Below are 26,875 nucleotides of genomic sequence, written 5' to 3'. Positions count from 1 at the left end.
TGTGGCCTGTTTCATGTGCAGGCACTACAGAAAGTTTGCTGATGGCTAAGACTAAGTTTGGACTGCGGTCGGTGGTCGCCGTAGCCGGCGTCTCACTGCTTGCGTTGACAGCATGCACCGGCCCCGCCGGCGGGGGCGGCAGCTCCCAGGGTGGCGGCACCGCGGGCGGTCCGATCGTGGTGGGAACCACGGACAAGGTCACCTTCCTTGACCCGGCCGGTTCCTACGACAACGGCTCGTTCATGGTCATGAACCAGATCTACCCGTTCCTCCTCAATTCGGCCCCGGGCAGTGCGGATCCCAAGCCGGACATCGCCGTCTCGGCGTCCTTCACCTCCCCCACCGAATACACGGTCAAGCTCAAGCCCGGTCTGAAGTGGGCCAACGGCACGGCCCTTGACTCCAAGGACGTGAAGTTCTCCTTCGACCGGATGCTGAAGATCAATGACGCCAACGGGCCGGCAACGCTGCTGGGCAACCTGGCCAGCGTCAGCGCCCCTGACCCCACCACCGTGGTGTTCAAGCTCAAGCTCGGCAACGACCAGACCTTCCCGCAGGTGCTGACCAGCCCGGCCGGGCCGATCGTCGACGACACCGTGTTCAGCCCCACCAAGGTCACCGACGACGACACCATCATCAAGGGCAAGTCCTTCGCGGGCCAGTACTCCATTGACACGTACAAGAAGAACGAGCTCATCGCCTTCAAGAAAAACCCCAACTACCAGGGCCTGCTGGGCCCCGCCAAGTCGGACGCGGTGACCCTGAAGTACTACGCGGACTCCACCAACATGAAGCTCGACGTGCAAAAGGGCAACATCGACGTGGCCTGGCGCAGCCTGACGGCCACCGACATCGACAGCCTCAAGACGGACAAGAACGTCCGGGTGGACATCGGGCCCGGCGGCGAAATCCGCTACATCGTCTTCAACTTCGACACCATGCCGTTCGGTGCCAAGACGGCGACGCCGGATGCCGCGAAGGCGCTGGCCGTCCGCCAGGCGATGGCGGACACGATTGACCGCAAGGCCATCGCCGACCAGGTCTACAAGGGCACCTACCTGCCCCTGTACTCCTTCGTTCCGCAGGGCTTCACCGGTGCCACCGAACCGCTGAAGAAGGACTACGGCGACGGCAACGGCGCCCCGGACGTGGCGAAGGCGAAGAAGGTGCTGGCGGACGCCGGCGTGACCGGCCCCGTGACCCTGGACCTGCAGTACAACCCCGACCACTACGGTTCCTCCTCCGGCGACGAATACGCGGCCATCAAGTCGCAGCTGGAGGCCACCGGCCTGTTCAAGGTCAACCTGCAGTCCACCGAGTGGGTCTCCTACTCGAAGCAGCGCACGGCAAATGGCGGAGCGTACCCGCTGTACCAGTTGGGCTGGTTCCCGGACTACTCGGACGCGGACAACTACCTGACGCCGTTCTTCAGCAAGGACAACTTCCTGCAGAACCACTACAGCAACGACGCCATCCAGAAGCTGATCAGCGAACAGCTGGTCACCAACGACAAGGCCAAGCGCACCTCGATCATTGAGCAGATCCAGGCGGACGAGGCCAAGGACCTCTCCACGCTGCCGCTGCTTCAGGGCGCGCAGGTGGCGGTTTCCAACGTCAAGGTCAAGGGCACCAAGGACACCCTTGACGCATCGTTCAAGTTCCGTTTGGGCGTTCTTTCCAAGTAGGCCTGTGGCCTGCAAAACGAGAGATAGACAGAAGGCGGGGCCTCCCTGGGACGCCCCGCCTTCCGCACGGCACTTTCCCGTGCGGCACCATGCCGCACCCTTTTTGGCACCACAGAAATAGGCACCCATGACCGCAATGATCGACCTGCCAGCGGTGGAACCCGCCGCGCAGGCACCCCAACGGAAAAGGAAGGCCGGCGGCAGCCTGGGCAAATATCTGCTCATCCGCTTCCTGCTGATCTTTCCCACCATCCTCATCCTCGTCACCATGGTCTTCTTCCTGATGCGCCTGACCGGCGACCCCATCACGGCAGCCCTGGGCGGGCGGCTCGCACCGGACCAGCTGGCGCTGCGCGTCCACGAGGCAGGCTACGACCGCCCCATCTTCATCCAATACTTTGACTACCTGGGCCAAATGGCCACCGGAAACTTTGGCCGGACCATCTCGGACAACCTGGCCATCTCGGACATGCTCGCCACCTATGGGACGGCCACCCTGGAACTGGCCATCAATTCCCTCATCGTGGCCCTGGCCATCGGCATCCCCTTCGGCATGCTCGCCGCGTACAAGCGCGACAAATACCACGACGCCATCTTGCGCGTCCTCGCCATTTCCTTCTACGCCACCCCGGTGTTTTTCGCCGGGCTGCTGCTGAAGCTGGTCTTCTCGATCTGGCTGGGCTGGTTCCCGGTGGCCGGCCGTGCCGGCACCTCCACCGAAATTGCCATGGCATCACTGGCCGCTCCGACCGGCATCTACTGGCTCGATGCCCTGCGCAGCGGCAACCTCGACGCCTTCTGGGACGTCGTCCAGCACTCCGTGCTCCCCGCCGTCGCACTGGGCCTGCTCACGGCCGGCATCTTCCTGCGCCTGGTGCGCACCAATGTGATCGGCACGCTCGGCAAGGACTATGTCGAGGCCGGGCGTTCCCGCGGAGTCAGCGAATACCGCCTCCTCACCAAGCACGCCTACAAGCCGGCACTGATCCCGATCATCACCGTCATGGGCCTGCAGATCGCCCTGCTCCTGGGCGGCGCGGTCCTGACGGAGACCACCTTCGAGTGGAAGGGCCTGGGCTTCCAGCTGGCCCACTACCTCACGGCCCGCGACTTCGTGGCCGTCCAGGGCATCGTGGCGCTGCTCGCCGTGATTGTGGCCATCACCAACTTCATCGTGGACGTGGTTGCCGCGCTGATCGACCCGAGGGTGAGGTATTAGGCCATGGAGACCAAGAAATCCCTGTTCAGCCGCCTTCCCATCGTGTCCCAGCTGAAGAAGAGCGTTGGACTGCAGCGCGGCATGCTCATCGCCGGCATCGTCCTGACCGCCGCCTTCCTGCTGACGGCTGCGCTGGCGCCATTGATTTCCCCCTACGGCGCAACCCAGCGCTTCAACGAAACCCAGGCGCCGCCGTCGTCCGCCCACATTTGGGGTACGACGGCGGGCGGTTACGACGTCTTTGCCCGCACCATCTGGGGCACCCAGACCGCCGTGCTGGTGATTGTGGTGGCCGTGGCGTTGTCCATCTTCATTGGCGTGATCCTGGGCCTGCTCTCCGGATACATTGGCGGCTGGCTGGACCGGATCCTGGTGGTGGTGGCGGACGCGATCTATGCGTTCCCCACACTGCTGCTGGCCATGGTCATGTCCATCGCCATCAGCAAGGGCCAGTCCAACCTGTGGTCGGGCATTTTCTCGGCGGCGATTTCCATCACAGTGGTGTTCATTCCCCAGTATTTCCGGGTGATCCGGGCCGAGACCATCCGGCTGAAGGCCGAGCCGTTTGTGGAGTCCGCGATTGTGGTGGGCGCCTCGAGCGTGCGCATCATGGCCCGGCACATCTACAAGAACGCCACCCGGACGTTGCCGCTGATCTTCACGCTCAACGCCTCCGAGGCGATCCTGACGCTGGCGGGCCTGGGCTTCCTGGGGTTCGGCATTGAACCCTCCTCGGCGGCGGAATGGGGCTACGACCTCAACCACGCCCAGACCGACGCCGCCTCCGGCATTTGGTGGACCGGCGTGTTCCCGGGTGCCGCGATCGTCATCACCGTGCTGGGGCTGACCCTGCTCGGAGAGTCCATGAACGACCTCAACGACCCCCGGCTCCGCGGCCGCAAACGGGCCGGAAAGATTAAGAACGCGCCCGTCAAACCGGGGGAGATGGTAGACGCATGAGCCGCACTGACAAGCAAACACCCGTTGAACCGTCGGGGCTGCGGCCCGTGCTGGACATAGAAGACCTCAAGGTCACCTTTGCCACGGACTCCGGGGACGTCCATGCCGTGAAGGATGTCTCCTTCACGGTGGCGCCGGGGGAGATCGTGGCCATTGTGGGCGAGTCGGGCTCCGGCAAGACCGTCACGGCCAAGGCCATCCTGGGGCTGCTGCCGGAAACGGCCCAGGGAAGCGGGGCTGTGGTGGTCAGCGGCAACGATGTCATCAGTGTCAGCCCGCACCAGCTGCGCCAGATCCGCGGACGGGACGTGGCCATGGTGTTCCAGGAGCCGTCCACGGCCCTGAACCCGGTCTACACGGTGGGCTGGCAGATCGCCGAGGGCCTGCGCGCCCACCGGCCCGAAGGCAGGCGGGTGGGCCGCAAGGAAGCCCGCCGGCTGGCCATTGACGCGTTGCGCAAGGTGGGCATCCCCGATCCGGAAAAGCGCGTTGACTACTACCCCCACCAGTTCTCCGGCGGGCAAAAGCAGCGCGTGGTCATTGCCGCGGCGCTGGCGCTGAACCCTGGCCTGATTGTGGCAGATGAACCCACCACCGCCCTGGACGTGACCGTCCAGGCGGAGATCCTGGAACTGCTCCGGGACCTGCGCGACCAGTACGGCACCTCCATAGTGCTCATCACGCACAACATGGGCGTCGTGGCGGACCTGGCCGACCGGGTGGTGGTCATGTTCCAGGGTGACGTGGTGGAACAGGCCGATTCGGCGGTGCTCTTTGCCCAACCCCGGGAGGAGTACACGCAAAAGCTGCTGGCCGCCGTGCCTCACCTGGGCCGCAACTCCGCTTCGGCGGGCTTCACGGAGCGGGCGTTCCAGGACAAGGAAGTGCTGGTGCGGGCCACGGACCTGGAAATTGAATATCCCGGCCGCCTCGGCAGCCCGGCCTTCCGGGCGGTGGACCAGGTGTCCTTCACGATCAGTGCCGGGGAGGTGTTTGGCCTGGTGGGGGAGTCCGGCTCCGGCAAGACCACCATTGGCCGGGCCATTGCCGGCCTCAACCGGACCACGGGAGGCTCGCTGGAGGTGCTCGGCTACGAGATGCGCAACTACAAGGAGCGCACCTTCCGGCCGTACCGCAAGGACATCGGCTTTGTGTTCCAGGACCCGGCCGCGTCCTTCAACCCGCACCTGACCATCGGCGAGTGCGTGGCCGAGCCGCTGTTGATCCACACCGACCTGTCCAACGGGGCCGTGACGAAGAAGGTGGAGGAACTGCTGGAATCCGTGCAGCTGCCCCGTGCCTACGCCAAGCGCTTCCCGCATGAGCTCTCCGGCGGGCAGCGCCAGCGTGCCTCCCTCGCCAGGGGATTGGCGCTGAAGCCGAAGCTGCTGATTGCCGATGAGCCGACGTCGGCCCTGGATGTCTCCGTCCAGGCCAAGGTCCTTGAGCTGTTCCGGGACATCCAGGTGGAGATGGGCTTTGCCGCCCTGTTCATCAGCCACGACCTGGCCGTGGTGGACATCCTTGCCGAGTGGGTGGGCGTGCTGCTCAAGGGCAGGATGGTGGAGCAGGGCATCGGAAACCGGATCATGGGCGACCCGCAGGAGGACTACACCAAGCGGCTGCTGGCCTCGCTGCCGGTGCCGGACCCGGCGGAGCAGGCCAGGCGGCGCGCCGCCCACCAGGCCTTGCTGGCCCGGCGGTAGGACCTTCGCAGCCTTGGGTGGTGCACCGGCGTGGACACAGCTTTTGTCGCCCCCGGTGCACCACCTAAACTGTTTTCATGACCGACCCGAGCCACGCCCACCTGTCCGTTGAAGACTTTGACCCGGCCGCCAGTTCCCTCACAGGCACCGTGGACCCGGCCGTCATGGCGGAGCTGCTTTCCATCCGCTCCAGCATCGACAACTTTGACGCGACCCTGGTGTACCTGCTGGCCGAACGGTTCAAGGCCACCCAGCGCGTGGGCATCCTGAAGGCCGCACACAGTCTTCCCGCGGCCGATCCCACCCGTGAAAAGGAGCAGATCCACCGGCTGCGTGCCCTGGCCGAGTCCGCCCACCTGGACCCGGCATTTGCGGAGAAGTTCCTGAACTTCATCATCAGCGAGGTCATCCACCACCACCAGGCGATCTCCGAAAGCCACTCCGCGGTGGCCGCGACCGGCGTCGTGCCCGTGGTCAGCGAGGACGGCCGCGGCTTTGTGGGCGGGCCGGACGCCGCCGCACAGCCCGCCGAAGGGCATCCGGGCGACGGCGGCGCGAACCTTTAGTGGGCACCCCCACGAACCGGCGTGACCAGGCCCCGGTGGCCGGGCGTGGGCCGTCGGTGGAGCCTTTCGGGACCCGTCCGGCCGTCGGGAGCCGGGGGAGCGGGACCCATGTCACGGCCACCATGCCGGGGCCCTGGCCCGGCACGGACCCGGTGGAGGCCGCCAAGGTTTCCCTGGGCCTGTTCACGCCGCCGCAGCTGCCCTCCCTGCCGCAGCTCCCGTCCCGCGGCATCGGGTCCGACGCCGTGGGCCGCACCGCCAGCCTGCTCGTGGAACTGCCCGTGGACGTCCAACCATACGGCTGGCGGTTGGTGGACCGGCCCGGGAACGACCACCGGCGCGCCGTTTCCGCCTTGTCCACGGACATCAACGTGCTGGCCGACGTCGCGGGCGCATCGGAGCTTGCACTGCCGGAACTGAAGGTGCAGGCGGTGGGGCCCCTGTCACTGGCGGCGGCCGTTCACCTGCACTACGGCGAACGTGCGCTGCGTGACTACGGTGCCCGCCGGGACATAGCCCAGTCGCTGTCCGCAGGGCTCGCCGTGCATGCTGAAAAAGTGGCCGCCGCCGTTCCGGGCGCCGGATTGACCCTGCAGATTGACGAACCCGCTGTTGCCGCCGCGCTGGCCGGCACCATCGCCACGGCGTCCGGCTACCGGACCCTGCGTGCCATTTCGGCATCCGAGCTGCGGCAAACATGGACCACGTTTGTTTCCGCCGCCCGCGACGCGGGATTTGCCCAGGTGGCACTCAACCTGGCCCCGGCGCTCGACGAGGGTGGGCCGGAGGCCGCGCCTGCCTGGACCCGGCGGGCAGAATCCGATGCCTGGCGGAAGGCCTTGGAACTCGCCCTGGAATCGGGCGTTGACGCCGTTGCCGTTCCCTTGGACCGGCTGGACACCGGCCATTGGGAACAGCTGGCCGGCGCCGTCGAGTCCGGTTTTGGCGTGTGGGCAGGCACCGTACCCGCCCGCCCGGGCCAGGTGCCGCCGTCGTACTCGGTCCTGGTGGAGCGCATCATGAGGCCGTGGCGCGGGCTTGGCCTGGCCGAATCCTCGCTCGGGCTGTTGCGGGTGACCCCTGAATCCGGCCTGGCGGGCGTTTCCCCGGCTGAGGCGCGCGCCGTCGTGGACAGGACGCTGGAAGTGGCGCGGGCACTCACCGAACTCCGCCACGCCTAATCCGACGCTCGCTCCCGATTGGGGCGTTTCTCCCCGACGCTCGCTCCCAATTGGGGCGTTTCTCCCCGACGCTCGCTCCCGATTGGGGCCTTTCTCCCCGACGCTCGCTCCCGATTGGGGCGTTTCTCCCAAACGCTCGCTCCCGATTGGGGCGTTTCTCCCCGACGCTCGCTCCCGCAGGCCTGCGCCCAAGCGGGGCCTGCGGGAGGATCGACGATGGATGCCCGGATTGCGCGTGAGCGTTGACGTAAACACCCCCGGTTGCAACCGACGGTCGGTGGAAAACGCCCCGGTTGCAACCGAGGGTTGGGGGTGGTCAGAGGCGGCCGGCGGCCTTTAGCCGGATGTAGGTGTCGGCCAGTTCAGGGGGAAGGCCGTGCGGCGGGGCATCGACCACCTCGGCGCCCAGCTGCTTCAGGACGGCCGTGATGGCCGCGCGCCGGTTCAGGGCGTGCTCGGCGGCGGCTGCACGGTAGGCGAGGGCCGCCGTCGAACGTTCCAACCGGTCCTCATCCAGGGCCGGGTCCCGGACGGAAGCCACGACCACCACATGCTTTTGGGCCAGCCGGGCCACGAGCGGTATCAACCCCTCCTCGGGGGCGCCGGCGTCGAGCGAGGTCACCAGCACCACCAGCGCCCGGTGCGCTGTCACGGCCCGGACCTGGCCCGGCACCCCGGCCGTGTCCAGCTCAATGAGTTCCGGCTGCAGCGGTGCGAGCCCCTGCACCATGGCGCCAAGCATGTTGCCCTTCCCCGCGGACGACACCCGCGCCCGCACCCGGCGGTCATAGGCGATGAGGCTGACGCGGTCGCCGCCGCGTTCGGCGAGCACCGCCAGCAGCAGCGAAGCCTCAATGCCAGTGTCCAGCCGTGGTTCGTCCCCGATCCGGGCCGCGGAGGTCCGGGACGTGTCCAGGACAATGACCACGCGGCGGTCGCGCTCCGGCCGCCAGGTGCGCACCACCACTTCGCGCCGCCGGGCCGTGGCCCGCCAGTCGATGGAGCGGACGTCGTCACCGCGGACGTAGTCGCGCAGCGAGTCAAATTCGGTGCCGGCCCCGCGGATCTGCACGGCCGCCCGACCGTCCAGTTCCCGGAGCTTGCGCAGCTTGGAGGGCAGGTGGCGCTTGGCATGGAACGGCGGCAGCACCCGCAGCGTGCCCGGCGCCGTGATGGTTTTTTGCCGCGCGGCCATGCCCAGCGGCCCGAACGACCGGATGGTCACGTGCTCCGTGCGCAAATCCCCGCGGCGCACCGGCTCCAGCGCCACCCGGACGACGGCGCGTTCCCCGGCCGGGATGCGCAGCGCCTGCAACGCGTTGACCGCCCCGGCGGAGGGCTGCCAGCCGTCGCGCACCTGGCCGCGCAACGGGCGGGACGACTCGTTCGCGAGCCGGAGCACCGCCGTCGTGCTTTCCGTCAGGCGCACGCCTGTGGGAACTGTGCGGCGGACGGCAACACGGCGTGGGGACGCCGCCAGCGCAAGGTCCACGGCCAGCACCGCGAGCAGTACGGCCAACGCAACCAGCCACGTGGCGGCGTTGGGCGCGGCAATGACCGGCACCACCGCCAGCAGTGCCAGGAGGAAGAACCTGCCCGAAATGGCCATCCCGGCGGCGCGCTAGCGGGGGACCGGGACGGTGCCCAGGATGGAAAGCAGGACCCCGTCCGCCGAGACCCCGTCCATCTCCGCCTCGGGGCGCAGTGAAACGCGGTGGCGAAGGGCCGGGAGGGCGAGGGCCTTGACGTCGTCGGGGGTGACGAAACTGCGCCCGCACAGCCAGGCGTACGCGCGGGCGCACTTGAGCAGGGCCGTGGCGCCGCGGGGCGAAACGCCCAGCTGGAACGACGGCGCCGTGCGGGTGGCGCGGGCCAGGTCCACCACGTAGGCGAGGACTTCGGCGGCCACGCTGACCCGGGCGGCGGCTTCACGAGCCTGGGCGAGGTCCGCGGCGCCGGCCACGGCACGCACGCCGGCGGCGTGCAGGTCCTGCGGGTCAAAGCCGAGGCTGTGGCGGCGGATCACCTCAATTTCCTCCTCGCGCTCCGGCAGCTCCATGGTCAGCTTGAGCAGGAAGCGGTCAAGCTGGGCCTCCGGCAGTGGATAGGTCCCCTCGTACTCCACCGGGTTCTGGGTGGCGGCCACCAGGAACGGGGCGGGCAGTTTCCGGGACACGCCGTCCACCGAGACCTGGTGTTCCTCCATGGCCTCCAGCAGTGCCGCCTGCGTCTTGGGCGGGGTGCGGTTGATTTCATCGGCCAGCAGGATGTTGGTGAAAACGGGCCCCTCGCGGAAGGTGAACCCGGCCGTGTGGGCGTCATACACGAGCGATCCGGTGATGTCGCCGGGCATCAGGTCCGGCGTGAACTGCACACGTTTCATATCCAGGTCCAGGGCGGTGGAGAGGGCCCGGACCAGCAGCGTCTTCGCCACGCCGGGAACTCCTTCCAGCAGCACGTGCCCGCCGGCCAGCAGTGCCACGAGCAGCCCTGTCACGGTGGCGTCCTGGCCCACCACCGCCTTGGCCACCTCAGCGCGGACCTGCAGCAGGGCCGCGGCCGGACCCGCAGGACTGGCCGGACCCGCGGCCCCGTCAAGGCCGGCCGGGCTGGCGGCGGCCGGCTGGCCGGGAAGCCGGCCCGGCTGCAGCTGGGGTGCCGGCTGCAGGTGCGGTTGCTGGGTTTCGGGGTGTTGTGCCGTCATCGTGGGGCGACTTCTTCCTCTAGGGCAGCCAATTGTGCGGCCATGGTTAGCAGCTGTTTGTCGTTGAACGGGATGTCCGTGAGCAGCAGCGCCTCGAGCTGCTGCTCGGGGCGTCCGGTGTGGGCGGCAGCAGCCTCCACCACGGCGGAGGGATCTGCGTTCGATCCCAGCCGCAGCCGCTGCGCCAGCCTGGTCAGCGTGGCACGTTGCAGGGCCGCGGCGGCCGTGTCCTGGGCATGGGCGTCCTGGTACATGCGGGCGCGCCCGGCCACGGTCTCCGAGGCCTTGACGACCACCGGCAGCGGTTCCGCGACCAGCGGCCCGTGCCGCCGCCCCCGCCACAGCATGCCGATGACGGCCACCAGCAGCAGCCAGGCCGACGCCGGGAAAATCCACCTCGGCGTCAGTTCGGCCAGGGTGGGCGGATGGCTTGCCGCAGGCACATCCTTCAGCGACGCCGTGTACCAGAGCAGGTGCGGCCGGCTGCCGAGCAGGCGGAAGGCCAGTGCCGCGTTGCCCTGGCTTGCCAGCCGTTCATTGCTGACGACGGCGGGGGTCCCCACCACTGTCACCCCGCCGCTGCTGTCGGCCGCCATGAAACCGGCGGTCCCCCCTGCGGGGGCGAAGCAGGTCACGGCGCCGCGGTACAGCAACGGCGACGGGTTGCCGGCCGCGCCGATCCCGTCCACCCTGCGCACGTCGAGGGCACCGGCCGCCACGGCGTCGGGGTTGGAGCAGCCGGCCGCCACTGGGCTGCCGGCGGCGGCAGCGGGCGCGGTTCCGGCAGCGGAGATTTCGGGGCTGAGCTTTTGCACGGCCAGCGGGCCCGGGGCCAGTGCAACGAGTGCGGCCCCTGACTTCTGCGCCGACCCGGCCAGCCGGGCGGCCTGGCCTGGCTGCAGCAGGGACATCGGGTCGTAGACCAACACCGTGGTGGCGCCGGTCCCGTTCGCCGAGAGGGCCTTCAGGGTGGACTCGAGCGAGTCCGTGGCCGTGACCGTGACGCCCTGGCCGCGCAGGACGCTGGCCGCGGCCTGCGCGCCGTCGGGCGCGGGATTGGTGATGGACAGCGGTTGCGTGCTTCGCCCGCCCAGGGAGGCGGCCAGCAGCCCGGCCACCGTCACGGCCGCCAGCGCGGCGCCGGCAACGACCCACAGGCCGTGCTTCCGCCACCACGCACCGGCGCGTTCCGGACCGGTGCCCCCGCCGGCCCTGAAGACGCCGGCTTCGGCGGCAGCCGCACCGCCAGACGTGCGGACAGGCGCGTTCATGGTACCCCCACCTTGCCGGCCGGCCCGCCGGCGGCACCGCCGAAAGTGTCGAAGGTGTCGCCGGCATGGACGGGCCGGGCCGACGACACCGCGAGATCGGTGGCGACGAGTTCGTCATACATGCCGCGGTCCGGGACTGCGTGGCCGTATCGCACGGCATTGAAAAGCTCCGCGGCATGCCGCAGCGCAGTTCCGTGGGCGGGGAACGCCTGCCCGAGCCCGCCGGCGATCTCGGCCGCCGTCCGGCCGGGCCCCGCCGAGGTGGCGTCGCGCTCCTCGCCGGAGCGCACCATCGCCCTGAATTGTTCGCTGACCGCCGTGGCCAGGTCACCGCGTTCGACGGCGGAGCGGGCCAAGCTGCGGTGTTGGCCGGAACTGAGGGCGGCCGTGCCGTCGAAGACTGCCATTTTTCCGGCAGCCCTGCGGTTGAGCCGGGGGCGGACCACGATGGCCGCCGCGACAATGGCCAGGACCACCACGCCCAGGGCCACCAGCATGCCGGTGTTGCCGCCCAGCGAGCCCATTCCTTGGAGGAAATCGGCGAAGGCCTTCCGCAGCCAGGCAAGAATTTGGGCGCCCAGTCCCGGCCTGGCGTCCTGGTAGACCTTTTTGGCCAGTTCCTCCGCCGCCCAGCGGCGCGCCTCACCGGCCCCGGGAACAACGGGGACGTCAAACTGCGCGGCTCCGGCCAAGGTCAAGGGGTTCATGGGCAGCAGGGGCGCCTACTGGCCGGGTTGCTGGTTGGGCGGGTACCCGTTGGGTGGGTATGCGGAAGGGGGCTGCTGGCCGGGCGGGATCTGGCCCGGGTGGGGCGAAGGCCCGTCCTGCCCCGGATACCAGGCAGGCGGGTAGGCGGGTGGGGGCTGGTGCGGATACGGGGCGGCCTGCGTGGATCCTGCCGCGGCCGGGACCGGGGCACCCCGGCCGGGGATGCCGCCGTCGTCCTTCCCCGATTCGGACTCCTTTAGGAGGGTGACGTCGAATCCGTCGCGGCGCATGCGCAGGTCAACATAGAGCAGCGCCATGACGCCGGTTTGGAAGGCGACTGTCACGGCACCGACCAGGGCGCCGATGAGGGAGGTGGCGATGGAGGCGATCGCCGTGGTGCCGGCCAGCTGGTCGGGGCCCGGCGCCATCACCGGCAGCAGGAGGCCCATGAACAGGCTCACGGGGGTGCTGATGATGGCGCCGATGGCGCTGGCAATGATGGCGGCCAGCGCAGCAATGCCGAAGGTGCGCCACCAATTTTGCCGCGTGAGCTGCCAGGACCGTTTGATCCCGGCAAACACGCCGGTGTTCTCCACCACGATCGCGGCGGGGGCCAGCATGACCTTGACGCCGGCCCACACGCCCGCCGCCAGGAACGGCAGGACCAGCAGCAGGCCAAAGCCCACGGCGGCAAGGCCGCCGGAGCTTGAGCCGATGCTGCCTGTGGCAAACAGAATCCCGATGAGGACGGCCATGTAGACGGGGACGGCAAGAATGGTGGCCACGCCGTAGACCAGTGCCAGCAACAGCAGCGTTCCGATGCGGGGCCTGACCAGCCGCCACATCTGCCCAAAGCCGGTTTTATGGTTCAGGGTGGCGCGCAGGACCGGGACCACCAAGGCTCCCTGCAACACCATCTCGAGCAGGCCGGTAATGATGGCGATGCCGACAGTGCCGATGGAGAACTGGAGCACGGACCCGGCCAAATTGTTCAGCTGCGCCTCGGTGGGCGCCGTCTGCGAGAGCGAGTCGGCAAAAATACTGGTGGACATGCCGTTGAGGAACGGCAGGCTCACGGCGAGCGTGAGGACGGCCGTGAGGACCTGGAAGATCAAGGTGGAGCCAAAGACGGCCTTGCCGTTGCGCCGGGCCGCCTGGAACGCGCCGTCGAGCACCTCGCCCAGGCGCAGCGGGCGCAGCGGGATGACGCCGGGCTTGGGCGGGGCGGCGTACTGGTTGTAGCCGTAGGGATTCGGTCCGGGCTGCTGCGGCCGTCCCCACTGCGGCGGCTGCGGCGCGTATTGCCCCCACTGGGGCTGCGCAGGCTGCTGCGGCGGCGTCCACTGGGAAGGTTCGTAATGCGGCGGCACCCACTGCGGTTGCGCGGGCTGCTGGGCAGGCGGCGGTCCCGGCGGCGGAACGGAACCGCCCTGGCCCGGGCCGGCCGGCGGTTGTTGTGGTTCCTGCGTCATGATGCTCCCGTGTCTTGGTCCCCCGTCAAAATGTCCGCTGCGCCCGCCCCGGCGGGTCCTGGTGAGGGCCCGTTGGCGGGGCGCTCGGGAGCATCCGGAAGAAGATGCAGCTTCCAGGTTCTACCCTATCCGCAAGAGCTGAAATTGCCCCGTGACCTGCCGGAAAATACCGGCGCGGGCCCTCCGGAAAGGCCAGGCGTGCAGCTGCGGACCGCCCCGGGCACGCGAAACGTCGCGGTTTCCGCCCCGCCGTGGAGGGGCGATGGGGACTTTGGGCCCCGAATAGGCAAATATAGAACCATGAAGGCACGCATTTTAGTGGTAGACGACGACGAAGCACTGGCCGAGATGATCGGGATCGTGCTGCGCAATGATGGATTCGACCCCGTCTTTTGTGCCGACGGTGCCAAGGCGCTGGAGACTTTCCGTTCGAACAAGCCGGACCTGGTGCTGCTGGACCTCATGCTGCCCGGGATCGACGGCATTGAAGTGTGCCGGCTCATCCGCGGCGAATCCGACGTGCCCATCGTCATGCTGACGGCGAAGTCGGACACCTCCGATGTGGTCCGCGGCCTCGAATCAGGTGCCGACGACTACGTGGCCAAGCCGTTCAAGCCCGCGGAGCTGGTGGCCCGCGTCCGTGCCCGCCTACGCCCGGGCGACGTGAAGGCCCCGGAAACCCTGTCGATCGGCGAGATCACCATCGACGTGGCCGGCCATGCCGTTCGCCGCGCCGGCGAGCGGGTTTTGCTGACCCCGCTGGAATTTGACCTGCTCGTGGCGCTGGCACGCAAGCCGTGGCAGGTCTTCACCCGCGAACTGCTGCTGGAACAGGTGTGGGGCTACCGTCACGCAGCCGACACCAGGCTCGTCAACGTCCACGTCCAGCGCCTGCGTTCTAAAATTGAACGTGACCCTGAGGCCCCCGAAGTGGTCCTGACTGTGCGCGGCGTGGGCTACAAGGCCGGGCAGTAAGGGCATCGACGGCATCGGACACAGCGGCGGAAGCACCATGAAAACCAGTCAGGAAGGGACGGGACACCCGGTGGACAGCGGTTCCGGCGGCGCCGTCGCAGGCGGGCCCGACGCCGGCACATCCTTTGCGCCCCCGTCGCCGGCGGCCGCTGCGGCCCCGCCGCTTGGCACGGACGAGCCCGGCCCCGACGAGCCCGGCCCCGACGTGCCCGGCCCCGACGAGCCCGGCGGTGCCATGGCGCGCGCGTGGTCGCAGCTGTGCCATGGCCTGGCGGCGGCCGGCCGGGGCATTTGGCGAGCCTTGAAGGCCGGCGAGGCGGCCCTTGGACGCAGCTGGCGCACTTCGCTGCAGTTCCGCACGGTGCTGACCACGCTGGTCATTGCCTCCATCGCCGTCATTGGGGTCGGCGGCTACCTTGCCGGACAGATCTCCAGCGGACTGTTCAAGGAAAGGCTGGCCCAGGCCCAGGTGGAATCCAGCCGTGGTGCCACCCAGGTCCAGGAAAGCTTCTCCGGGGCCAGCCTCAGCGACCAGCAACGGGTTTCCACCTTTGTCCGCGACGAGCTGCAGTTGCTGGAAGTGGGCGGCTCAGACGACAACCGCAAGTACCTGATGGTGAAGATCCCGCACCAGGACAGCACCTTGGCCGTCAGCTCCGTCGGGTCCATCGGCGTTACCTCCGCCATCATCCCCGATGAACTGCGCCAAGTGGTGCAGGCGAACAAGACGGGGCAGTTCTGGCAGTCGATGGAACTGCCCACCGGATCCTCCGGCGGCCACCCGGCGGTGGCGATCGGCTCCCAGGTGGAACTGTTGAACACCGGCTACGAGTTGTACATGTTTTATGACCTCAACAGCGCCCAGCTGACCTTAGAACTACATCCAGTCGGTGCTGTGGCTTGCCGGTGGCATCCTGCTGCTGCTCATCGGCGCCATCACCTGGTACGTGACGCGCATGGTGGTCCGGCCGGTCAGCCTGGCCGCTGCGGTGTCCGAGAAACTTGCCGCCGGCCGGCTCGAAGAGCGCATTCCGGTGGTGGGCGAGGATGAGATGGCGCGGCTGGCCACGTCGTTCAACAAAATGGCGACGTCCCTGCAGGACCAGATCAACGCCCTGGCCGCGCTTTCCGAGATGCAACAGCGCTTCGTCTCCGATGTCTCCCATGAGCTGCGGACACCCTTGACCACCGTGCGCATGGCCGCTGAGGTGTTGTTCGACGCCCGCGACGACTTTGACCCGATCAACAAGCGTTCCTCGGAGCTGCTGTTCCACCAGGTGGAGCGCTTTGAACTGCTGCTCGCCGATCTGCTGGAGATTTCCCGGTTTGACGCCGGCGTGGCTGACCTCGATGTTGAATCCCTGGACATTTTCTCCGTCATCGACTCCGTGATCGACGCCGCACAGCCCGTCGCCGAGGCCAACCACAGCCAGCTTTCCGTGGTCACGAGGCTGCGCAACCACAAATGCATCGTGGAAATGGATGCCCGCCGCATCGACCGGATCCTGCGCAACCTGGTCCTGAACGCCCTGGAACACAGTGAAGGCCGGCCGGTGAAGATTTTCGTCTCTGCCGACGAAAGTGCCTTGGCCGTGGCCGTGCGCGATTACGGCATCGGCATGTCCCCGGACGCCCTGGAACACGTCTTTGACCGGTTTTGGCGGGCCGATCCGGCCCGTGCACGCACCACCGGCGGCAGCGGCCTGGGCCTGTCGATCGCCACCGAGGACGCGCGGCTGCACGGCGGCTGGCTTGATGCCTGGGGCACCCCTGGCGAGGGCGCCTGCTTCAGGCTCACGCTCCCGCGCAAGCGCGGCGGCGAGCTGGAGCACTCCCCGGTACCGCTTCCCCCCGACGGCGGTGCCGCGGCCGCGTCGCTGCACCTGAACACCGGCCCTATCATGACCAACACCGGCTCCTTTGGCGTGGTCGGCGCGTTGGGCGCCGTCGGCCCTGCCGGTTCCACAACACACAACGGTGCCGCCGGCCCCGGCGTGGCCAAGACCGGCACGCCGTCCCACGGTGACCAGGGAAAGGCGGAATCATGAGGGATACCCTGCCGGCCAGGGCCTTGGACACGCGCCACCGCCAGCCACGGCGCAAGGGGTTTCCGGCGCTGCTGGCGATGGCCGCCGTCGTGCTCTTCATGGCGGGATGCGCGGCCATCCCCACCGACGGGCCGGTCGGCACCAGCGACCCGGTGAGCACGCGCAGCAACTCCAACAAGGTCGACTACCAGCAGTACAACCCGGTGGCCGGGGCGTCGCCGGAAAGCATCATCCGCGGATTCATTGACTCGGGGACCGGCATTGGTGACGACTTCCAGACCGCCAGGCAGTACCTGACTGCCCCGCTGGCCCAGTCGTGGGCTGCGGACAAGCGCACGCTGGTTTACACCAATACCGTCTCAGTCACGCCTGGCAAGGCCAAGGACTCCTACCTGGTCAAGTTCGACACCGTTTCCTCCGTGGATTCGACCGGCGTGATGACACCCGCACCGGCAGGGTCGACGGACACCATCGAAATGGACCTGGTCCAGGTCGACGGGGAATGGCGGATTGCGAAGACGCCCGACGGCGTGGTGCTCAGCCAGGACACCTTCAACGTGCTCTTCAAGCCGGTCACGCTCTACTTCTACGATTCCACCTACACCTACGGCGTGCCCGATGTCCGTTGGCTGGCCGGAACGGGCTCCCGCACCGCCACGTCCATTGTCCGGGACATGCTGGCCGGGCCGGCCCCCTACCTCAAGGGCGCCGTTTTCAGCGCCTTTCCGGCGGGCATGTCGCTGGCCCGGGATTCCGTGTCCGTCAACAACGGCCTGGCCAAGGTGGGCCTGACCGCCCAGCCGCTGCTGGAATCGAGCGTGCAACAGCGCCAGCGCATGCATGCGCAGCTGCTCGTCTCCCTGCGCGGGGCCGTGAACGACGTGACGGAGGTGCAGTTCCTGGCCGACGACCGGGAGGTGGACATGGGCGGATCCGGCGACGCCGTGCCCGCCATGGTCATCGACAACCCCGTCCCGTCCGCCCAGGTGGGCATCTCGAAAAACGAGCTTGCCATGTACGACGGCGGCACCGTCGCCCGCGTGGCAGGGCTGGGCTCCGTGGCGGCGCTGGGCCCCAACGAGCCGGCCATGTCCTACAACGAGAAGAACTTTGCCTTCCTCTCCGCCGACGGCAACCACGCCTTCACCGTTTCGGCGGGCCACCCGCCGGACAACGTCGCCTCCGGTGTGGCCCTGACCGCGCCGTCCTTCGCCCCGAACGGATGGCTGTGGACCGCCGCCGGGGATGGCTCCGGCATGGTCTTCGCCGCCAACGCCGACCCCGGGGCCAAGGCAGCGGCGCCGGTGGTGCTCACCGTCCCGTGGCTGACCGGCCGGGAGGTCACCACCTTCCGAATTTCCCGTGACGGCACGCGCGCCCTCGTCATCTCCAACGCCCACGGGGAAAGCCAGGTCTCCATCACCGGCATCTCCGTTTCCGGCCAGGTCCCCAAGGCACTGACAGAGCCCATCAACCTGGCCCACGAGGGCGCGCCGACCATCGGCGTGTGGACCGGCGAGACCAGCGTCGCCGCCATGGCACCGTCCACGACGTCCGAGGTGGCCATCCAGGTCCTGGACTTCGCCAGGCCGACCTCAACGCTGGCGCCGCTCAAGGGCGCCACCTGGCTCAGTGCCGGGGCAGGACTGCACGATGTGCACGCCCAGACACCGTCGCAAATGTACTCGCAGGCGGGAAACTCCTGGCAGCCCGCCGTCAAGGGACTGGGCCAGGCATCGTACGCGGGCTGACGGATGCCGCCCTCCCCAAGGCACATGGCAGGCGTGTTGTCCACAGTTTCGCACCGGGCACTGGCGGCCGGGACAGCCGGGCGCAAGGCTGGGGGGATGGACGTCCCCCGAACTGCAAGCGGCAGGCCTGCCGCCAGGCACCGGGACAAGCCGCGGCACTGGTGGGCCCGGACCCTGTCCTGGTGGGGTGCGGCGTGGCACGACTTCCACTATCTGGTGATGCCCGCCGAATGCGTCGCCTGTGGCCGTGACGACGCGGCACTGTGCCCGGACTGCGCCGTGGCCCTGCGCCGGCAGGCACGCGACCCGTTTCGGGCGGAGGAGGCGGCCGATGCCTTGATGAGTGTTTTTGGCCAGACGACGCTGCCGGTGGTTGCCGTGGGTGACTACCGGGACATCCTCTCGGCCGCCATCCTGGCCTTCAAGAACCACGGCCGCACTGAACTGGCCACCGAACTGGGCCGCGCCCTGGGGCGCGGCGTGGAGGCCCTGCCGCGGCTGCTGCCCGGAACGGGCGGCCGGGAGCTGATGCTGGTTCCGGTGCCCAGCACCGGCAGCGGTTGGCGGCGCCGCGGCTACGACCCCGTGGCCCTCCTGCTGCACACACTCGCCCGGGAACGCCGGCTGCCGCCGGGAATGTCAGTTGCGCCACTGCTGGCCATCCGGCCCAGGCTGCCCTGGCACCGCAGGAAGCAGAAAGCACTGGGCCGCGCCGCCCGCCGCGCCAATGTCCGCAACTCCATGCGCATCCGCCGCAGGCTCCACCGCGGCGCCAGGCCTGCCGCGCTTCTGGCCGGGGCCGACGTCGTGGTGGTTGACGACGTCCTGACCACCGGCTCAACGGTGGGCGAGGCAGCCCGGACCCTGGCGGGAACGGGCGCCACTGTATGCGGTGCGCTGGTGCTGGCGGCAGCCCGTTCGCCCGGCCAAGGGGGCGGCGGAACCACCCTGGGACGGCGCGCCTGAAAATAGTTTTGGGCAAAAGATGAATAAAAGGTATCCGTGAACTAACGTGAGTAAACGGGTACCTTTCACGAGGGGAAACCACCCGTCGGCGGCCAGGAGCGAAGCTTGGATTGCTTGCCGGCCGCCGTGTCACCGAAGTTATTTGGAGGGCACCATGGAGTTCATGATCAGCGGTCGCAACCTGAGTGTTTCAGACCGTTTCCGCGAATACGCCGGCGAAAAGCTCACGAAGATCGAGCAGCTGGCCAACAAGGTCCAGCGTGTCGATGTGAAGATTTCCAAGGAGTCCAAGTCCAGGTCGGCGGAGACGCCGCTGACAGTCGAGCTGACCGTCCTCGGCCGCGGCCCGGTGATCCGCGCCGAGGCAGCCGCATCGGACAAGTTCGCGGCGTTTGACCTGGCCTACGGCAAGCTGTTGGAGCGGCTGCGCCGGGCCAAGGACAGGAAGAAGGTCCACCACGGCCGCCACGCCCCCGTGGCCGTCAACGAGGCGACCGGGGCCCTCACCCCCGTCAGCAGCTCGGAACCGATCTACGCACAGTCGGAGCCGGAAGCCGCCACGGAACGTTCGCCCTATGAAATCGAAAACGACATCCCCGCAGGGGACTCTCCGGTGTTGATCCGCCGGAAGGTCTTCCCGGCTGCGTCGCTGAGTGTTGACGACGCCGTCGACAACATGGAACTGGTGGGACACGACTTCTACCTGTTCATGGACTCGGCCACCGGCATCCCGTCCGTGGTCTACCGCCGCAGCGGCTGGACCTACGGTGTCATCTCCCTGGACCCCAACGCGGATGAAGGGACGGGCGCGGAGGAAATTTCCGCCTACCGCTCCCCGGACGTACCGGCCAAGGTCTAGCAGGCCGGTCCGGCGCCGCCGCCGATACAACGAACATCAGCCAACCAGGAAAGGGAGCCAAGGTACGGATGGGTGCACGCCTGAGCCTGCCACAGGCGCGGCGAATTGCACTCAGCGCCCAGGGCCTCGCCGGAGTCCGGCCCGTCCAACCCGTGAACGCACGGGCGGTGGGCCGGGCTTTTGCCCAGCTGCAACTGGTGCAAATTGATTCCGTCAACATCATTGCCCGCAGCCATTTCCTGCCCTTCTTCTCCCGCTTGGGCAACTACGACCGGACCATTCTTGCCACGCTCTCCGGCCGGGCCCCGCGGAAGATGATGGAGTACTGGGCGCACGAGGCCAGTTACATCCGGCCCGAACACTTCCACGACCTCACCCTCTGGCAGAACCGGACGTGGGCCGGTTCCGCCAGCCTTGACCCGCAGCTGCGCGACGGGCTGGAACGGGAAATCCTGGCACTGCTGGCCAGCAGCCGGCCGCTGACTGCCCGCGAGGTGAAGACGCGGATCGGCCACGAGGAGGAAAAGTCCCGCGACGAGTGGGGCTGGAACTGGAGCTCCGTCAAGAGGACCCTGGAAGGGCTGTTTGAGCGCGGGGTGGTGGGGGCCGCATCACGCAATGAGCAGTTTGAACGCCGCTACACCCTTGTTGGCAATGTGCTGCCCCCGGCACTGCGGCAGGATCCGGGGGACGGCAGCGCAGCCCCGGACGGCAGCGGCGAGGGGCAAGGCGGGCGACAGGCAGCCATGGACCGGCTCATGGCGGCTGGTGCCCGTGCCCATGGGATCGGCACCCTGCGGTGTTTTGCCGACTACTTCCGCCTCCCGGCCAAGGAGGCGGCCGGCTCGGTGGCGCGCCTGCTGGCCAATGGCACCCTGGAACGGGTCGAGGTTGACGGCTGGAGCGCACCGACGTACCTGCACACGTCAGCGACCATCCCCCGCAAGGCACAGGGCAGGGCGCTCCTGAGTCCTTTTGACTCACTGGTCTTCGAACGGCGCAGGCTGCTGGACCTGTTCAACTTCCATTACCGGCTGGAAATCTATACGCCTGCTGCCAAGCGAAAATACGGCTACTACGTGCTGCCGTTCCTTGTGGGCGAAACCATGGCGGCCCGCGTTGACCTCAAGGCCGACCGGCAGGAGGGCAGGCTGCTGGTCCGGGGGGCCTTCGCCGAACCGGACGCCCCGGCCGAAACGGCGTCCGCGCTGGCTGTCGAACTGGCCCTCATGGCCCACTGGCTGGGACTGGACTGCGTCGTCGTTGAACCCCGGGGGAACCTGGCCCGCCAACTGGCCATGGAAACCCGGCACGGCTAAGTCCGGGGCGGCAAACCGCGGCAGCGTTCAGGGATTTCCCTGCCGGACATGGCAGACTGGTCGGAGGCTGTGCCCGTTCACGTAGACTGGTTACGCCACTTTTAGGCAGCCATAGATTGGGAGCAATTTCGTGCCATCACTTCTTGAGCGGGTTCTTCGAACAGGCGATCGCAAGACGCTCAAACGACTTAACGTGCTCGCTGACGCCATCGATTCGCTGGAGGATTCCTTCCAGACGTTCACCGATGCCGAGCTGCGTGAAGAAACGGACAAGCTGAAGCTCCGCCACCAGGACGGGGAGTCCCTCGACGACCTTCTGCCCGAGGCGTTTGCAGCGGTCCGCGAGGCATCCTCACGCACCCTGGGGCTGCGCCACTTCCGCGTCCAGCTCATGGGCGGGGCCGCACTGCACCTGGGCAACATTGCCGAAATGAAGACCGGTGAAGGAAAAACCCTGGTGGCCACGGCCCCGGCCTACCTGAATTCGCTGACGGGCAAGGGCGTCCACGTGGTCACCGTGAACGACTACCTGGCCGAATACCAGTCCGATCTCATGGGCCGCGTGTTCCGCTTCCTGGGCCAGAGCAGCGGCTGCATCATCTCCAACCAGGATCCTGCGGTGCGGCGCGCCCAGTACGCGGCGGACATCACCTACGGCACGAACAACGAATTCGGCTTCGACTACCTGCGTGACAACATGGCGTGGAGCAAGGATGAGCTGGTCCAGCGTGGCCACAACTTTGCCATTGTTGACGAGGTCGACTCCATTCTCATTGACGAGGCGCGTACGCCGCTGATCATCTCCGGGCCGGCGTCCGGCGACGCCAACCGCTGGTACAGCGAATTCGCCAAGGTGGTGCTGCGCCTGGACAACGAGGACGACTACGAGGTCGACGAGAAAAAACGCACCGTCGGCGTCCTGGAGAGCGGGATTGAAAAGGTCGAGGACTACCTCGGCATCACCAACCTCTACGAATCTGCCAACACCCCGCTGATCGGCTTCCTCAACAACGCCATCAAGGCCAAGGAACTGTTCAAGCGGGACAAGGACTACGTCATCATGGACGGCGAGGTCCTCATCGTTGACGAACACACCGGGCGCATCCTCGCCGGCCGGCGCTACAACGAAGGCATGCACCAGGCCATCGAGGCCAAGGAAGGGGTGGAGATCAAGGCCGAAAACCAGACCCTGGCCACCGTGACCTTGCAAAATTACTTCCGCCTCTATGACAAGCTTTCCGGCATGACCGGCACCGCCGAGACCGAGGCGGCCGAGTTCATGGGGACCTACTCGTTGGGGGTTGTCCCGATCCCCACCAACATGCCCATGCAGCGTGTGGACCAGCCCGACCTGGTGTACAAGAACGAGATCGTCAAGTTCGACGCCGTCGTGGAGGACATTGCCAAGCGGCACGAAACCGGACAGCCGGTCCTCGTGGGCACCACCAGCGTGGAGAAGAGTGAATACCTCTCCAAGAAACTGGGCGAAAGGGGCATCAAGCACGAGGTCCTCAACGCCAAGAACCATGCCCGAGAGGCCGCGATCGTGGCCCAGGCAGGGCGCCGCGGTGCCGTTACGGTGGCCACCAACATGGCCGGCCGTGGCACCGACATCATGCTCGGCGGCAACGCCGAGTTCAACGCAGTCGCTGCGCTGGCCGCGAAGGGACTGGACCCGGAAGAGACGCCGGAAGAGTACGAGGCCGCCTGGCATGACGCCTTCGAGGCCGCGAAACTGGCTGTCAAGGACGAACACCAGGCCGTGCTCGACGCCGGCGGCCTGTATGTGCTGGGCACCGAGCGCCACGAGTCGCGGCGCATCGACAACCAGCTGCGCGGCCGTTCCGGACGCCAGGGGGACCCCGGCGAGTCCCGCTTCTACCTCTCACTCACGGACGACCTGATGCGGCTGTTTAATTCCGGTGCGGCAGAGCGCCTCATGTCCCGCTCGTCCATGCCGGACGACGTCGCCCTGGAATCGAAACTGGTGTCCAAGGCCATTGCCTCCGCGCAGGGCCAGGTTGAGGGGCGCAACGCCGAACAGCGCAAGAACGTCCTGAAATACGACGACGTGCTGAACCGGCAGCGCGAGGCAATCTACGGGGACCGCCGCCGGATCCTTGAGGGCGACGACCTGCACGAAAAGGTGCAGTTCTTCCTTGAAGACACTGTCAACGAGATCATTGACGCCACCATCAACGAGGGCCACCCGGGCGACTGGGACTTCCACTCGCTGTGGACCAACCTGCGCACCATCTACCCCGTCTCGGTCTCCGTTGACGAGATCGCCGAGGAAGCCGGCGGCGAGGGACGCATCACGGCAGAAATGCTCAAGACCGAGCTGCTCTCCGATGCCCAGGTTGCCTACCGCGAACGCGAGGCAGCCCTGGGCTCGGAAACCATGCGCGAACTCGAACGCCGCGTGGTGCTCTCCGTCGTGGGCCGCAAATGGCAGGAACACCTGTATGAGATGGACTACCTCAAGGAAGGCATCGGCCTGCGGGCCATGGCCCAGCGCGATCCGCTCGTCGAATACCAGCGCGAAGGCTTCGAGATGTTCCAGGCCATGATGGCAGCCATCCGCGAAGAGAGTGTCGGCTTCCTGTTCAACCTCGAGGTCCAGGTTGAGAACGCGCCGGAAACGGCTGTTGGTGCCGTCGCTGAAGCTCCGGCCGGACTCATGGGCCGGGTGGCAGGTGCCGCCGCCGGCGGCGAGGCTGCCGAGGGCGTGGCGGCGCACGCCGCGGGAGGGCACGAGTCCGGTGACCACGTGCACGGCGCGGTCCGGGTCTTGGCTCCGGGGCTCGAGGCCCCGGAACGCCCCGCCCAACTCCAGTTCACTTCCCCCGACGCGCAAGGCGACGCAGAGACGCACGTGGAGCGGCGCTCCAACGGCAGCGGCCTCCCGCCGTCGGCCAAGCGTGCCGGGAACAAGAACGCAAAGTCTGCCAAGAAGAAGAAAAAGCGCTAGCCGATCTGCAGCGCCGTTACCTTCCAGGTGCCATGCGTCTCCTCGAAACGCATGGCGATGGCCCGGAACCGCGACTTGTCCGCCACCACCACGGATGATTCGTAGATCCCGGGCGCCACGGCACAGCAGTGGGTTGAATGAACCAGCGGCTGGTGGTGGAGCAGGCTGACGTTGCCGTTGCCTCCCGGCTGGCTTTGACGGCGGTTTTCGGCCTGGCAGGCCGCGGCATGCAGCCTGGCCCGGGTAGTCAGCGCACTGAAGCACCGGGCGTCCAGCCAGCGGGACAGCTGTTGGACCGAGCGGACCCCGCTGAGCACCTCCAATGCCGCCTGGGCTATCCGGCGCGACATCTCCGCCACGAGGGCACGTTCCGGGGCGCCGGGATCAAGCACGGTGGTGCCGGACCCGGAGGCGACGCGTGGCGTCCCTGTCCCTCCCGGTCCCATGGCCCGGGCGGGGCGCGGGGTCATTTTCACGACTTCCCCCGGCATGCCCTGGGTGTTGCCGCAGTCCTGGCCCTGTGCCGCCGGAGCGGGACGGGTCACCAGCTTTGGGACCGTGGGGGTGGGTTCCTCGATGGCCATGGTGTTCATCATGTTCTCCTTTGAACGGTTTTGCCTGTCATGCCGCAAGACGGCCTGTGATGTTGAAAGGTGCTTTCCCGGCCTTAGCCGGCCGGGGCGTGCAGCACCTGGCCGGGCAGGATGACGTTGGGGTCGTTGCCGATGACGCTGCGGTTGGCCCGGTACCAGTCCGGCCAGGCCTGCGCCACTTCGAGATCGGTGGCATAGGGGCCCAAGGCCCCGGCGACAATGCTCCACAGGGTGTCACCGCCACGCACCACCACCTTCCCGCCTGCTCCCGCAACCGGGGACTCGCGCCGCTGGGAAGGCCGTGTCTCGGCACGGGCCAGGGGTCCGGGATCCATAACAGGCGCCTGCGGTGTCCAGGCGGGGTTGACCGGCGGGCCCTTGCCAGCCGCAACAGCCGGGGCGCGGTTGGCCGGCGGTTTCCCTGCGGCCGCAACACGGGTGGCGGGGCCTGCGGGTGCAACGTGAAGGGGCGCTGCCGCCACCGGCCCCGGCTGCCACCGGGGGTCGACGGGATAGGTGCCCGGAGCGGCCGTGGCCATGGGTGCCGCCAGGAGGTTCAGGCCCAGGACCACTGCCACCAGGCGCCGCATGAAGGCCGGCGACCACGCATCTGCCACCTGGGCCAGGCGGGAACGGCCGCGCAACCTGGCCAGGCCGGCCAGAAACGCGCAGGCCAGGGCGGCCAGCCACCACGTTGTGACGGCAATGCCGATCCCTGCGGCCGCGGCGCCCACCACCTCGTCGAGCGCCAAGGGCGCAGCAGGGAATTGACCGCGGATCCGGCGGCGGAGCAGGGCCTCTCCGGCGAAGACCAGTGATGCACCGAGGAGCAGAACGGCCGCAGTCATGGCGGCATCCGCCGCAGCCTGTCTCTTCATGGTCCAACCTCCCTTTCGAACGTCTTTAATGTAGTTTGATGTAGTTTGATGGTTTTTATTATCTTTTAGTACATCTTGTGCCTGGATGGACGCAATGTCCACCCCCTGTCAAAGGCTGTGGAAAAGGGCAACGGCGGTAGGGCTTGCGGCGGCGCGGACCCTGCCTGTGCGGCGGTGGCCTGACCGCATGCCCTGGCGGGCCGTGGTTGACGCGGCCGTGGGGAGGGCCTAGCGTGGCGGCATGCGATGGGACGCACTGTTTGGTGACCTTGATGCCCAGTGGCATGCAGCCACCCAGCAGGAGCTGGAGCGGGAAGTCGATGAACTTTCCCGCATCGAGGCGTCCCAGGCCACGCTGGCCGATGCCCTGCGCGGATCGCTGGGAGGCGGGATAGCCGCGGTTTTGCGCGACGGCGTCGTCCATCACGGCACGCTCCAGCGCGTGGAAGAGCAATGGCTGCTGCTCGGCACGGGCCGGCTGTCAGTGGTGCTGCCCCTGGCCAAGCTGATGCAGGTACGCGGCCTCGGCCCGGCCAGGGTGGCCCGGCAGGGACGGGTCGGCTACACGCTCGCCTCGGCCCTGCGGATTCTGGCCCGCAACAGGGCCGCCGTGGTCCTGGGGCTGGAGGCGGCGCAGCCGGCCGGCGTGCACGGCGTGCTGGAACAGGTGGGTGCCGACTTTGTGGTGGTCACGCCACTGGCCGACGGCGTGGCGAGGGGCGGCGGCCGGCGGAAGGATGCCGTGGTGGTCGCGCTGGACGCGCTGATGTCCGTCACGTCCTCCGGTGAAAACGAGTTTTAGCCGGCACTGCCGGTTGGTTCCGTCTCGGGCACGTTGCCTGCAGCCAGCATGGCGCGGGCGGCGGCATGGCGGTCCTCGATGAACTGGTCAAACTTGGCGGCATCGACGCGCCACTGCCCGCGGCCGCCGATCTGGAAGGCCGGAAGCTCACCGCTGCGGACCAGTGAATAGCACGCGGCCGCGGAGATTTGGAGTTCTTCGGCTACGTCGGCCAGCGTCAGGAATCTAGGCATGGTTCCAT

General features: G+C 67.9%; 23 protein-coding genes. 15 read left to right on the top strand and 8 right to left on the bottom strand.

Annotation, left to right across the window (positions count from 1 at the left end; genetic code table 11):
• Positions 1–41: 41 nt before the first annotated feature.
• The 6 genes from G6035_RS02420 to G6035_RS02395 all read left to right on the top strand — a co-directional run bounded on the left by G6035_RS02420 (position 42) and on the right by G6035_RS02395 (position 7,317).
• Positions 42–1,685 (top strand): ABC transporter substrate-binding protein, encoded by a 1,644-nt coding sequence (locus G6035_RS02420; RefSeq protein WP_176615478.1) that lies wholly within the window; start codon positions 42–44, stop codon positions 1,683–1,685.
• 136 nt (positions 1,686–1,821) lie between these two features.
• Positions 1,822–2,904, top strand: a complete 1,083-nt coding sequence (locus G6035_RS02415) for an ABC transporter permease (protein ID WP_371130805.1) — start codon at positions 1,822–1,824, stop codon at positions 2,902–2,904.
• A gap of 3 nt (positions 2,905–2,907) precedes the next feature.
• A complete protein-coding gene (locus G6035_RS02410) occupies positions 2,908–3,864 on the top strand; it encodes an ABC transporter permease (RefSeq protein ID WP_176615476.1) in 957 nt (318 codons plus the stop codon).
• Positions 3,861–5,570: an ABC transporter ATP-binding protein gene (locus tag G6035_RS02405; RefSeq protein WP_176615475.1), complete on the top strand. Its 1,710-nt coding sequence runs from the start codon at positions 3,861–3,863 to the stop codon at positions 5,568–5,570. The genes G6035_RS02410 and G6035_RS02405 overlap by 4 nt, the downstream gene beginning before the upstream one ends.
• 77 nt (positions 5,571–5,647) lie before the next feature.
• On the top strand, positions 5,648–6,136 hold the full coding sequence (locus G6035_RS02400; RefSeq protein WP_176615474.1) for a chorismate mutase: 489 nt from the start codon (positions 5,648–5,650) through the stop codon (positions 6,134–6,136).
• A 122-nt stretch (positions 6,137–6,258) separates the two neighbouring features.
• A complete protein-coding gene (locus G6035_RS02395) occupies positions 6,259–7,317 on the top strand; it encodes a hypothetical protein (protein ID WP_176615473.1) in 1,059 nt (352 codons plus the stop codon).
• Positions 7,318–7,633: 316 nt separating this feature from the next.
• Here G6035_RS02395 and G6035_RS02390 read toward each other — a convergent pair whose 3' ends face one another.
• From G6035_RS02390 to G6035_RS02370, 5 genes are read right to left on the bottom strand one after another with little or no spacing between them, the layout of a single operon-like run.
• On the bottom strand, positions 7,634–8,926 hold the full coding sequence (locus G6035_RS02390; protein ID WP_176615472.1) for a DUF58 domain-containing protein: 1,293 nt from the start codon (positions 8,924–8,926) through the stop codon (positions 7,634–7,636).
• A gap of 12 nt (positions 8,927–8,938) precedes the next feature.
• Positions 8,939–10,021, bottom strand: coding sequence for a MoxR family ATPase (locus G6035_RS02385; RefSeq protein ID WP_176615471.1), 1,083 nt, complete (start codon positions 10,019–10,021; stop codon positions 8,939–8,941).
• Positions 10,018–11,292 carry a DUF4350 domain-containing protein gene (locus tag G6035_RS02380; RefSeq protein WP_176615470.1) on the bottom strand — a complete coding sequence of 425 codons (1,275 nt, stop codon included), beginning with the start codon at positions 11,290–11,292 and terminating at the stop codon, positions 10,018–10,020. Before G6035_RS02380 ends, G6035_RS02385 begins: the two co-directional genes overlap by 4 nt.
• Entirely contained in the window at positions 11,289–11,999 is a 711-nt protein-coding gene (locus G6035_RS02375; RefSeq protein WP_176615469.1) for a DUF4129 domain-containing protein, read from the bottom strand. The genes G6035_RS02380 and G6035_RS02375 overlap by 4 nt, the downstream gene beginning before the upstream one ends.
• Positions 12,000–12,014: 15 nt before the next feature.
• Positions 12,015–13,472 (bottom strand): hypothetical protein, encoded by a 1,458-nt coding sequence (locus G6035_RS02370; RefSeq protein ID WP_176615468.1) that lies wholly within the window; start codon positions 13,470–13,472, stop codon positions 12,015–12,017.
• Between the two features lie 300 nt (positions 13,473–13,772).
• On the opposite strand from G6035_RS02370, the gene mtrA reads away from it, so the two are divergent.
• From mtrA to secA, 8 genes are all read left to right on the top strand, one after another.
• On the top strand, positions 13,773–14,447 hold the full coding sequence (mtrA, locus tag G6035_RS02365) for an MtrAB system response regulator MtrA (RefSeq protein WP_176615467.1): 675 nt from the start codon (positions 13,773–13,775) through the stop codon (positions 14,445–14,447).
• 37 nt (positions 14,448–14,484) lie between these two features.
• The gene (locus G6035_RS20450) at positions 14,485–15,498 is read left to right on the top strand and encodes a hypothetical protein (protein WP_371130800.1); all 1,014 of its coding nucleotides are present in this window, start codon (positions 14,485–14,487) and stop codon (positions 15,496–15,498) included.
• On the top strand, positions 15,383–16,495 hold the full coding sequence (gene mtrB, locus G6035_RS20445; protein WP_371130804.1) for an MtrAB system histidine kinase MtrB: 1,113 nt from the start codon (positions 15,383–15,385) through the stop codon (positions 16,493–16,495). Before G6035_RS20450 ends, mtrB begins: the two co-directional genes overlap by 116 nt.
• The gene (locus tag G6035_RS02355; RefSeq protein WP_176615466.1) at positions 16,492–18,246 is read left to right on the top strand and encodes an LpqB family beta-propeller domain-containing protein; all 1,755 of its coding nucleotides are present in this window, start codon (positions 16,492–16,494) and stop codon (positions 18,244–18,246) included. The genes mtrB and G6035_RS02355 overlap by 4 nt, the downstream gene beginning before the upstream one ends.
• A 96-nt stretch (positions 18,247–18,342) precedes the next feature.
• Positions 18,343–19,212, top strand: a complete 870-nt coding sequence (locus tag G6035_RS02350; protein WP_176615465.1) for a ComF family protein — start codon at positions 18,343–18,345, stop codon at positions 19,210–19,212.
• A 154-nt stretch (positions 19,213–19,366) separates the two neighbouring features.
• Complete coding sequence (hpf, locus tag G6035_RS02345) at positions 19,367–20,071, top strand: ribosome hibernation-promoting factor, HPF/YfiA family (RefSeq protein ID WP_176615464.1); 705 nt, start codon at positions 19,367–19,369, stop codon at positions 20,069–20,071.
• A 68-nt stretch (positions 20,072–20,139) separates the two neighbouring features.
• A complete protein-coding gene (locus G6035_RS02340; protein ID WP_176615463.1) occupies positions 20,140–21,390 on the top strand; it encodes a winged helix-turn-helix domain-containing protein in 1,251 nt (416 codons plus the stop codon).
• A 130-nt stretch (positions 21,391–21,520) separates the two neighbouring features.
• Positions 21,521–24,361: a preprotein translocase subunit SecA gene (gene secA / locus G6035_RS02335; protein ID WP_176615462.1), complete on the top strand. Its 2,841-nt coding sequence runs from the start codon at positions 21,521–21,523 to the stop codon at positions 24,359–24,361.
• Here secA and G6035_RS02330 read toward each other — a convergent pair.
• Both G6035_RS02330 and G6035_RS02325 read right to left on the bottom strand, forming a co-directional pair.
• Positions 24,358–24,957: an Rv3235 family protein gene (locus tag G6035_RS02330; RefSeq protein WP_176615461.1), complete on the bottom strand. Its 600-nt coding sequence runs from the start codon at positions 24,955–24,957 to the stop codon at positions 24,358–24,360. The genes secA and G6035_RS02330 overlap by 4 nt on opposite strands.
• Before the next feature lie 71 nt (positions 24,958–25,028).
• A complete protein-coding gene (locus G6035_RS02325; protein WP_176615460.1) occupies positions 25,029–25,832 on the bottom strand; it encodes a LysM peptidoglycan-binding domain-containing protein in 804 nt (267 codons plus the stop codon).
• Between the two features lie 241 nt (positions 25,833–26,073).
• Between G6035_RS02325 and G6035_RS02320 the strand changes: the two genes are divergently transcribed.
• Positions 26,074–26,634 carry a hypothetical protein gene (locus tag G6035_RS02320; protein WP_176615459.1) on the top strand — a complete coding sequence of 187 codons (561 nt, stop codon included), beginning with the start codon at positions 26,074–26,076 and terminating at the stop codon, positions 26,632–26,634.
• Here the strand turns inward: G6035_RS02320 and G6035_RS02315 are convergent.
• A complete protein-coding gene (locus tag G6035_RS02315) occupies positions 26,631–26,867 on the bottom strand; it encodes a helix-turn-helix domain-containing protein (protein ID WP_176615458.1) in 237 nt (78 codons plus the stop codon). The genes G6035_RS02320 and G6035_RS02315 overlap by 4 nt on opposite strands.
• Positions 26,868–26,875: the final 8 nt, after the last annotated feature.

The organism is Arthrobacter sp. SDTb3-6, assembly GCF_013376095.1.
Lineage (GTDB): Bacteria > Actinomycetota > Actinomycetes > Actinomycetales > Micrococcaceae > Specibacter.
This window is presented reverse-complemented; position numbering and strand designations above follow the sequence as displayed.

What these genes read in the sequence shown, in the direction of transcription:
- G6035_RS02320 (WP_176615459.1), top strand. Translation starts at nt 26,074, where the DNA reads ATGCGATGGGACGCACTGTTTGGTGACCTTGATGCCCAGTGGCATGCA.
- hpf (WP_176615464.1), top strand. Translation starts at nt 19,367, where the DNA reads ATGGAGTTCATGATCAGCGGTCGCAACCTGAGTGTTTCAGACCGTTTC.
- G6035_RS02385 (WP_176615471.1), bottom strand. Translation starts at nt 10,021, where the DNA reads ATGACGGCACAACACCCCGAAACCCAGCAACCGCACCTGCAGCCGGCA.
- G6035_RS02340 (WP_176615463.1), top strand. Translation starts at nt 20,140, where the DNA reads ATGGGTGCACGCCTGAGCCTGCCACAGGCGCGGCGAATTGCACTCAGC.
- mtrA (WP_176615467.1), top strand. Translation starts at nt 13,773, where the DNA reads ATGAAGGCACGCATTTTAGTGGTAGACGACGACGAAGCACTGGCCGAG.
- G6035_RS02325 (WP_176615460.1), bottom strand. Translation starts at nt 25,832, where the DNA reads ATGAAGAGACAGGCTGCGGCGGATGCCGCCATGACTGCGGCCGTTCTG.
- G6035_RS02390 (WP_176615472.1), bottom strand. Translation starts at nt 8,926, where the DNA reads ATGGCCATTTCGGGCAGGTTCTTCCTCCTGGCACTGCTGGCGGTGGTG.
- G6035_RS02355 (WP_176615466.1), top strand. Translation starts at nt 16,492, where the DNA reads ATGAGGGATACCCTGCCGGCCAGGGCCTTGGACACGCGCCACCGCCAG.
- G6035_RS02375 (WP_176615469.1), bottom strand. Translation starts at nt 11,999, where the DNA reads ATGAACCCCTTGACCTTGGCCGGAGCCGCGCAGTTTGACGTCCCCGTT.
- G6035_RS02370 (WP_176615468.1), bottom strand. Translation starts at nt 13,472, where the DNA reads ATGACGCAGGAACCACAACAACCGCCGGCCGGCCCGGGCCAGGGCGGT.
- G6035_RS02400 (WP_176615474.1), top strand. Translation starts at nt 5,648, where the DNA reads ATGACCGACCCGAGCCACGCCCACCTGTCCGTTGAAGACTTTGACCCG.
- G6035_RS02380 (WP_176615470.1), bottom strand. Translation starts at nt 11,292, where the DNA reads ATGAACGCGCCTGTCCGCACGTCTGGCGGTGCGGCTGCCGCCGAAGCC.
- G6035_RS02410 (WP_176615476.1), top strand. Translation starts at nt 2,908, where the DNA reads ATGGAGACCAAGAAATCCCTGTTCAGCCGCCTTCCCATCGTGTCCCAG.
- G6035_RS02350 (WP_176615465.1), top strand. Translation starts at nt 18,343, where the DNA reads ATGGACGTCCCCCGAACTGCAAGCGGCAGGCCTGCCGCCAGGCACCGG.
- G6035_RS02315 (WP_176615458.1), bottom strand. Translation starts at nt 26,867, where the DNA reads ATGCCTAGATTCCTGACGCTGGCCGACGTAGCCGAAGAACTCCAAATC.
- G6035_RS02330 (WP_176615461.1), bottom strand. Translation starts at nt 24,957, where the DNA reads ATGATGAACACCATGGCCATCGAGGAACCCACCCCCACGGTCCCAAAG.
- G6035_RS02395 (WP_176615473.1), top strand. Translation starts at nt 6,259, where the DNA reads ATGCCGGGGCCCTGGCCCGGCACGGACCCGGTGGAGGCCGCCAAGGTT.
- G6035_RS02415 (WP_371130805.1), top strand. Translation starts at nt 1,822, where the DNA reads ATGATCGACCTGCCAGCGGTGGAACCCGCCGCGCAGGCACCCCAACGG.
- G6035_RS02420 (WP_176615478.1), top strand. Translation starts at nt 42, where the DNA reads ATGGCTAAGACTAAGTTTGGACTGCGGTCGGTGGTCGCCGTAGCCGGC.
- G6035_RS02405 (WP_176615475.1), top strand. Translation starts at nt 3,861, where the DNA reads ATGAGCCGCACTGACAAGCAAACACCCGTTGAACCGTCGGGGCTGCGG.
- G6035_RS20450 (WP_371130800.1), top strand. Translation starts at nt 14,485, where the DNA reads ATGAAAACCAGTCAGGAAGGGACGGGACACCCGGTGGACAGCGGTTCC.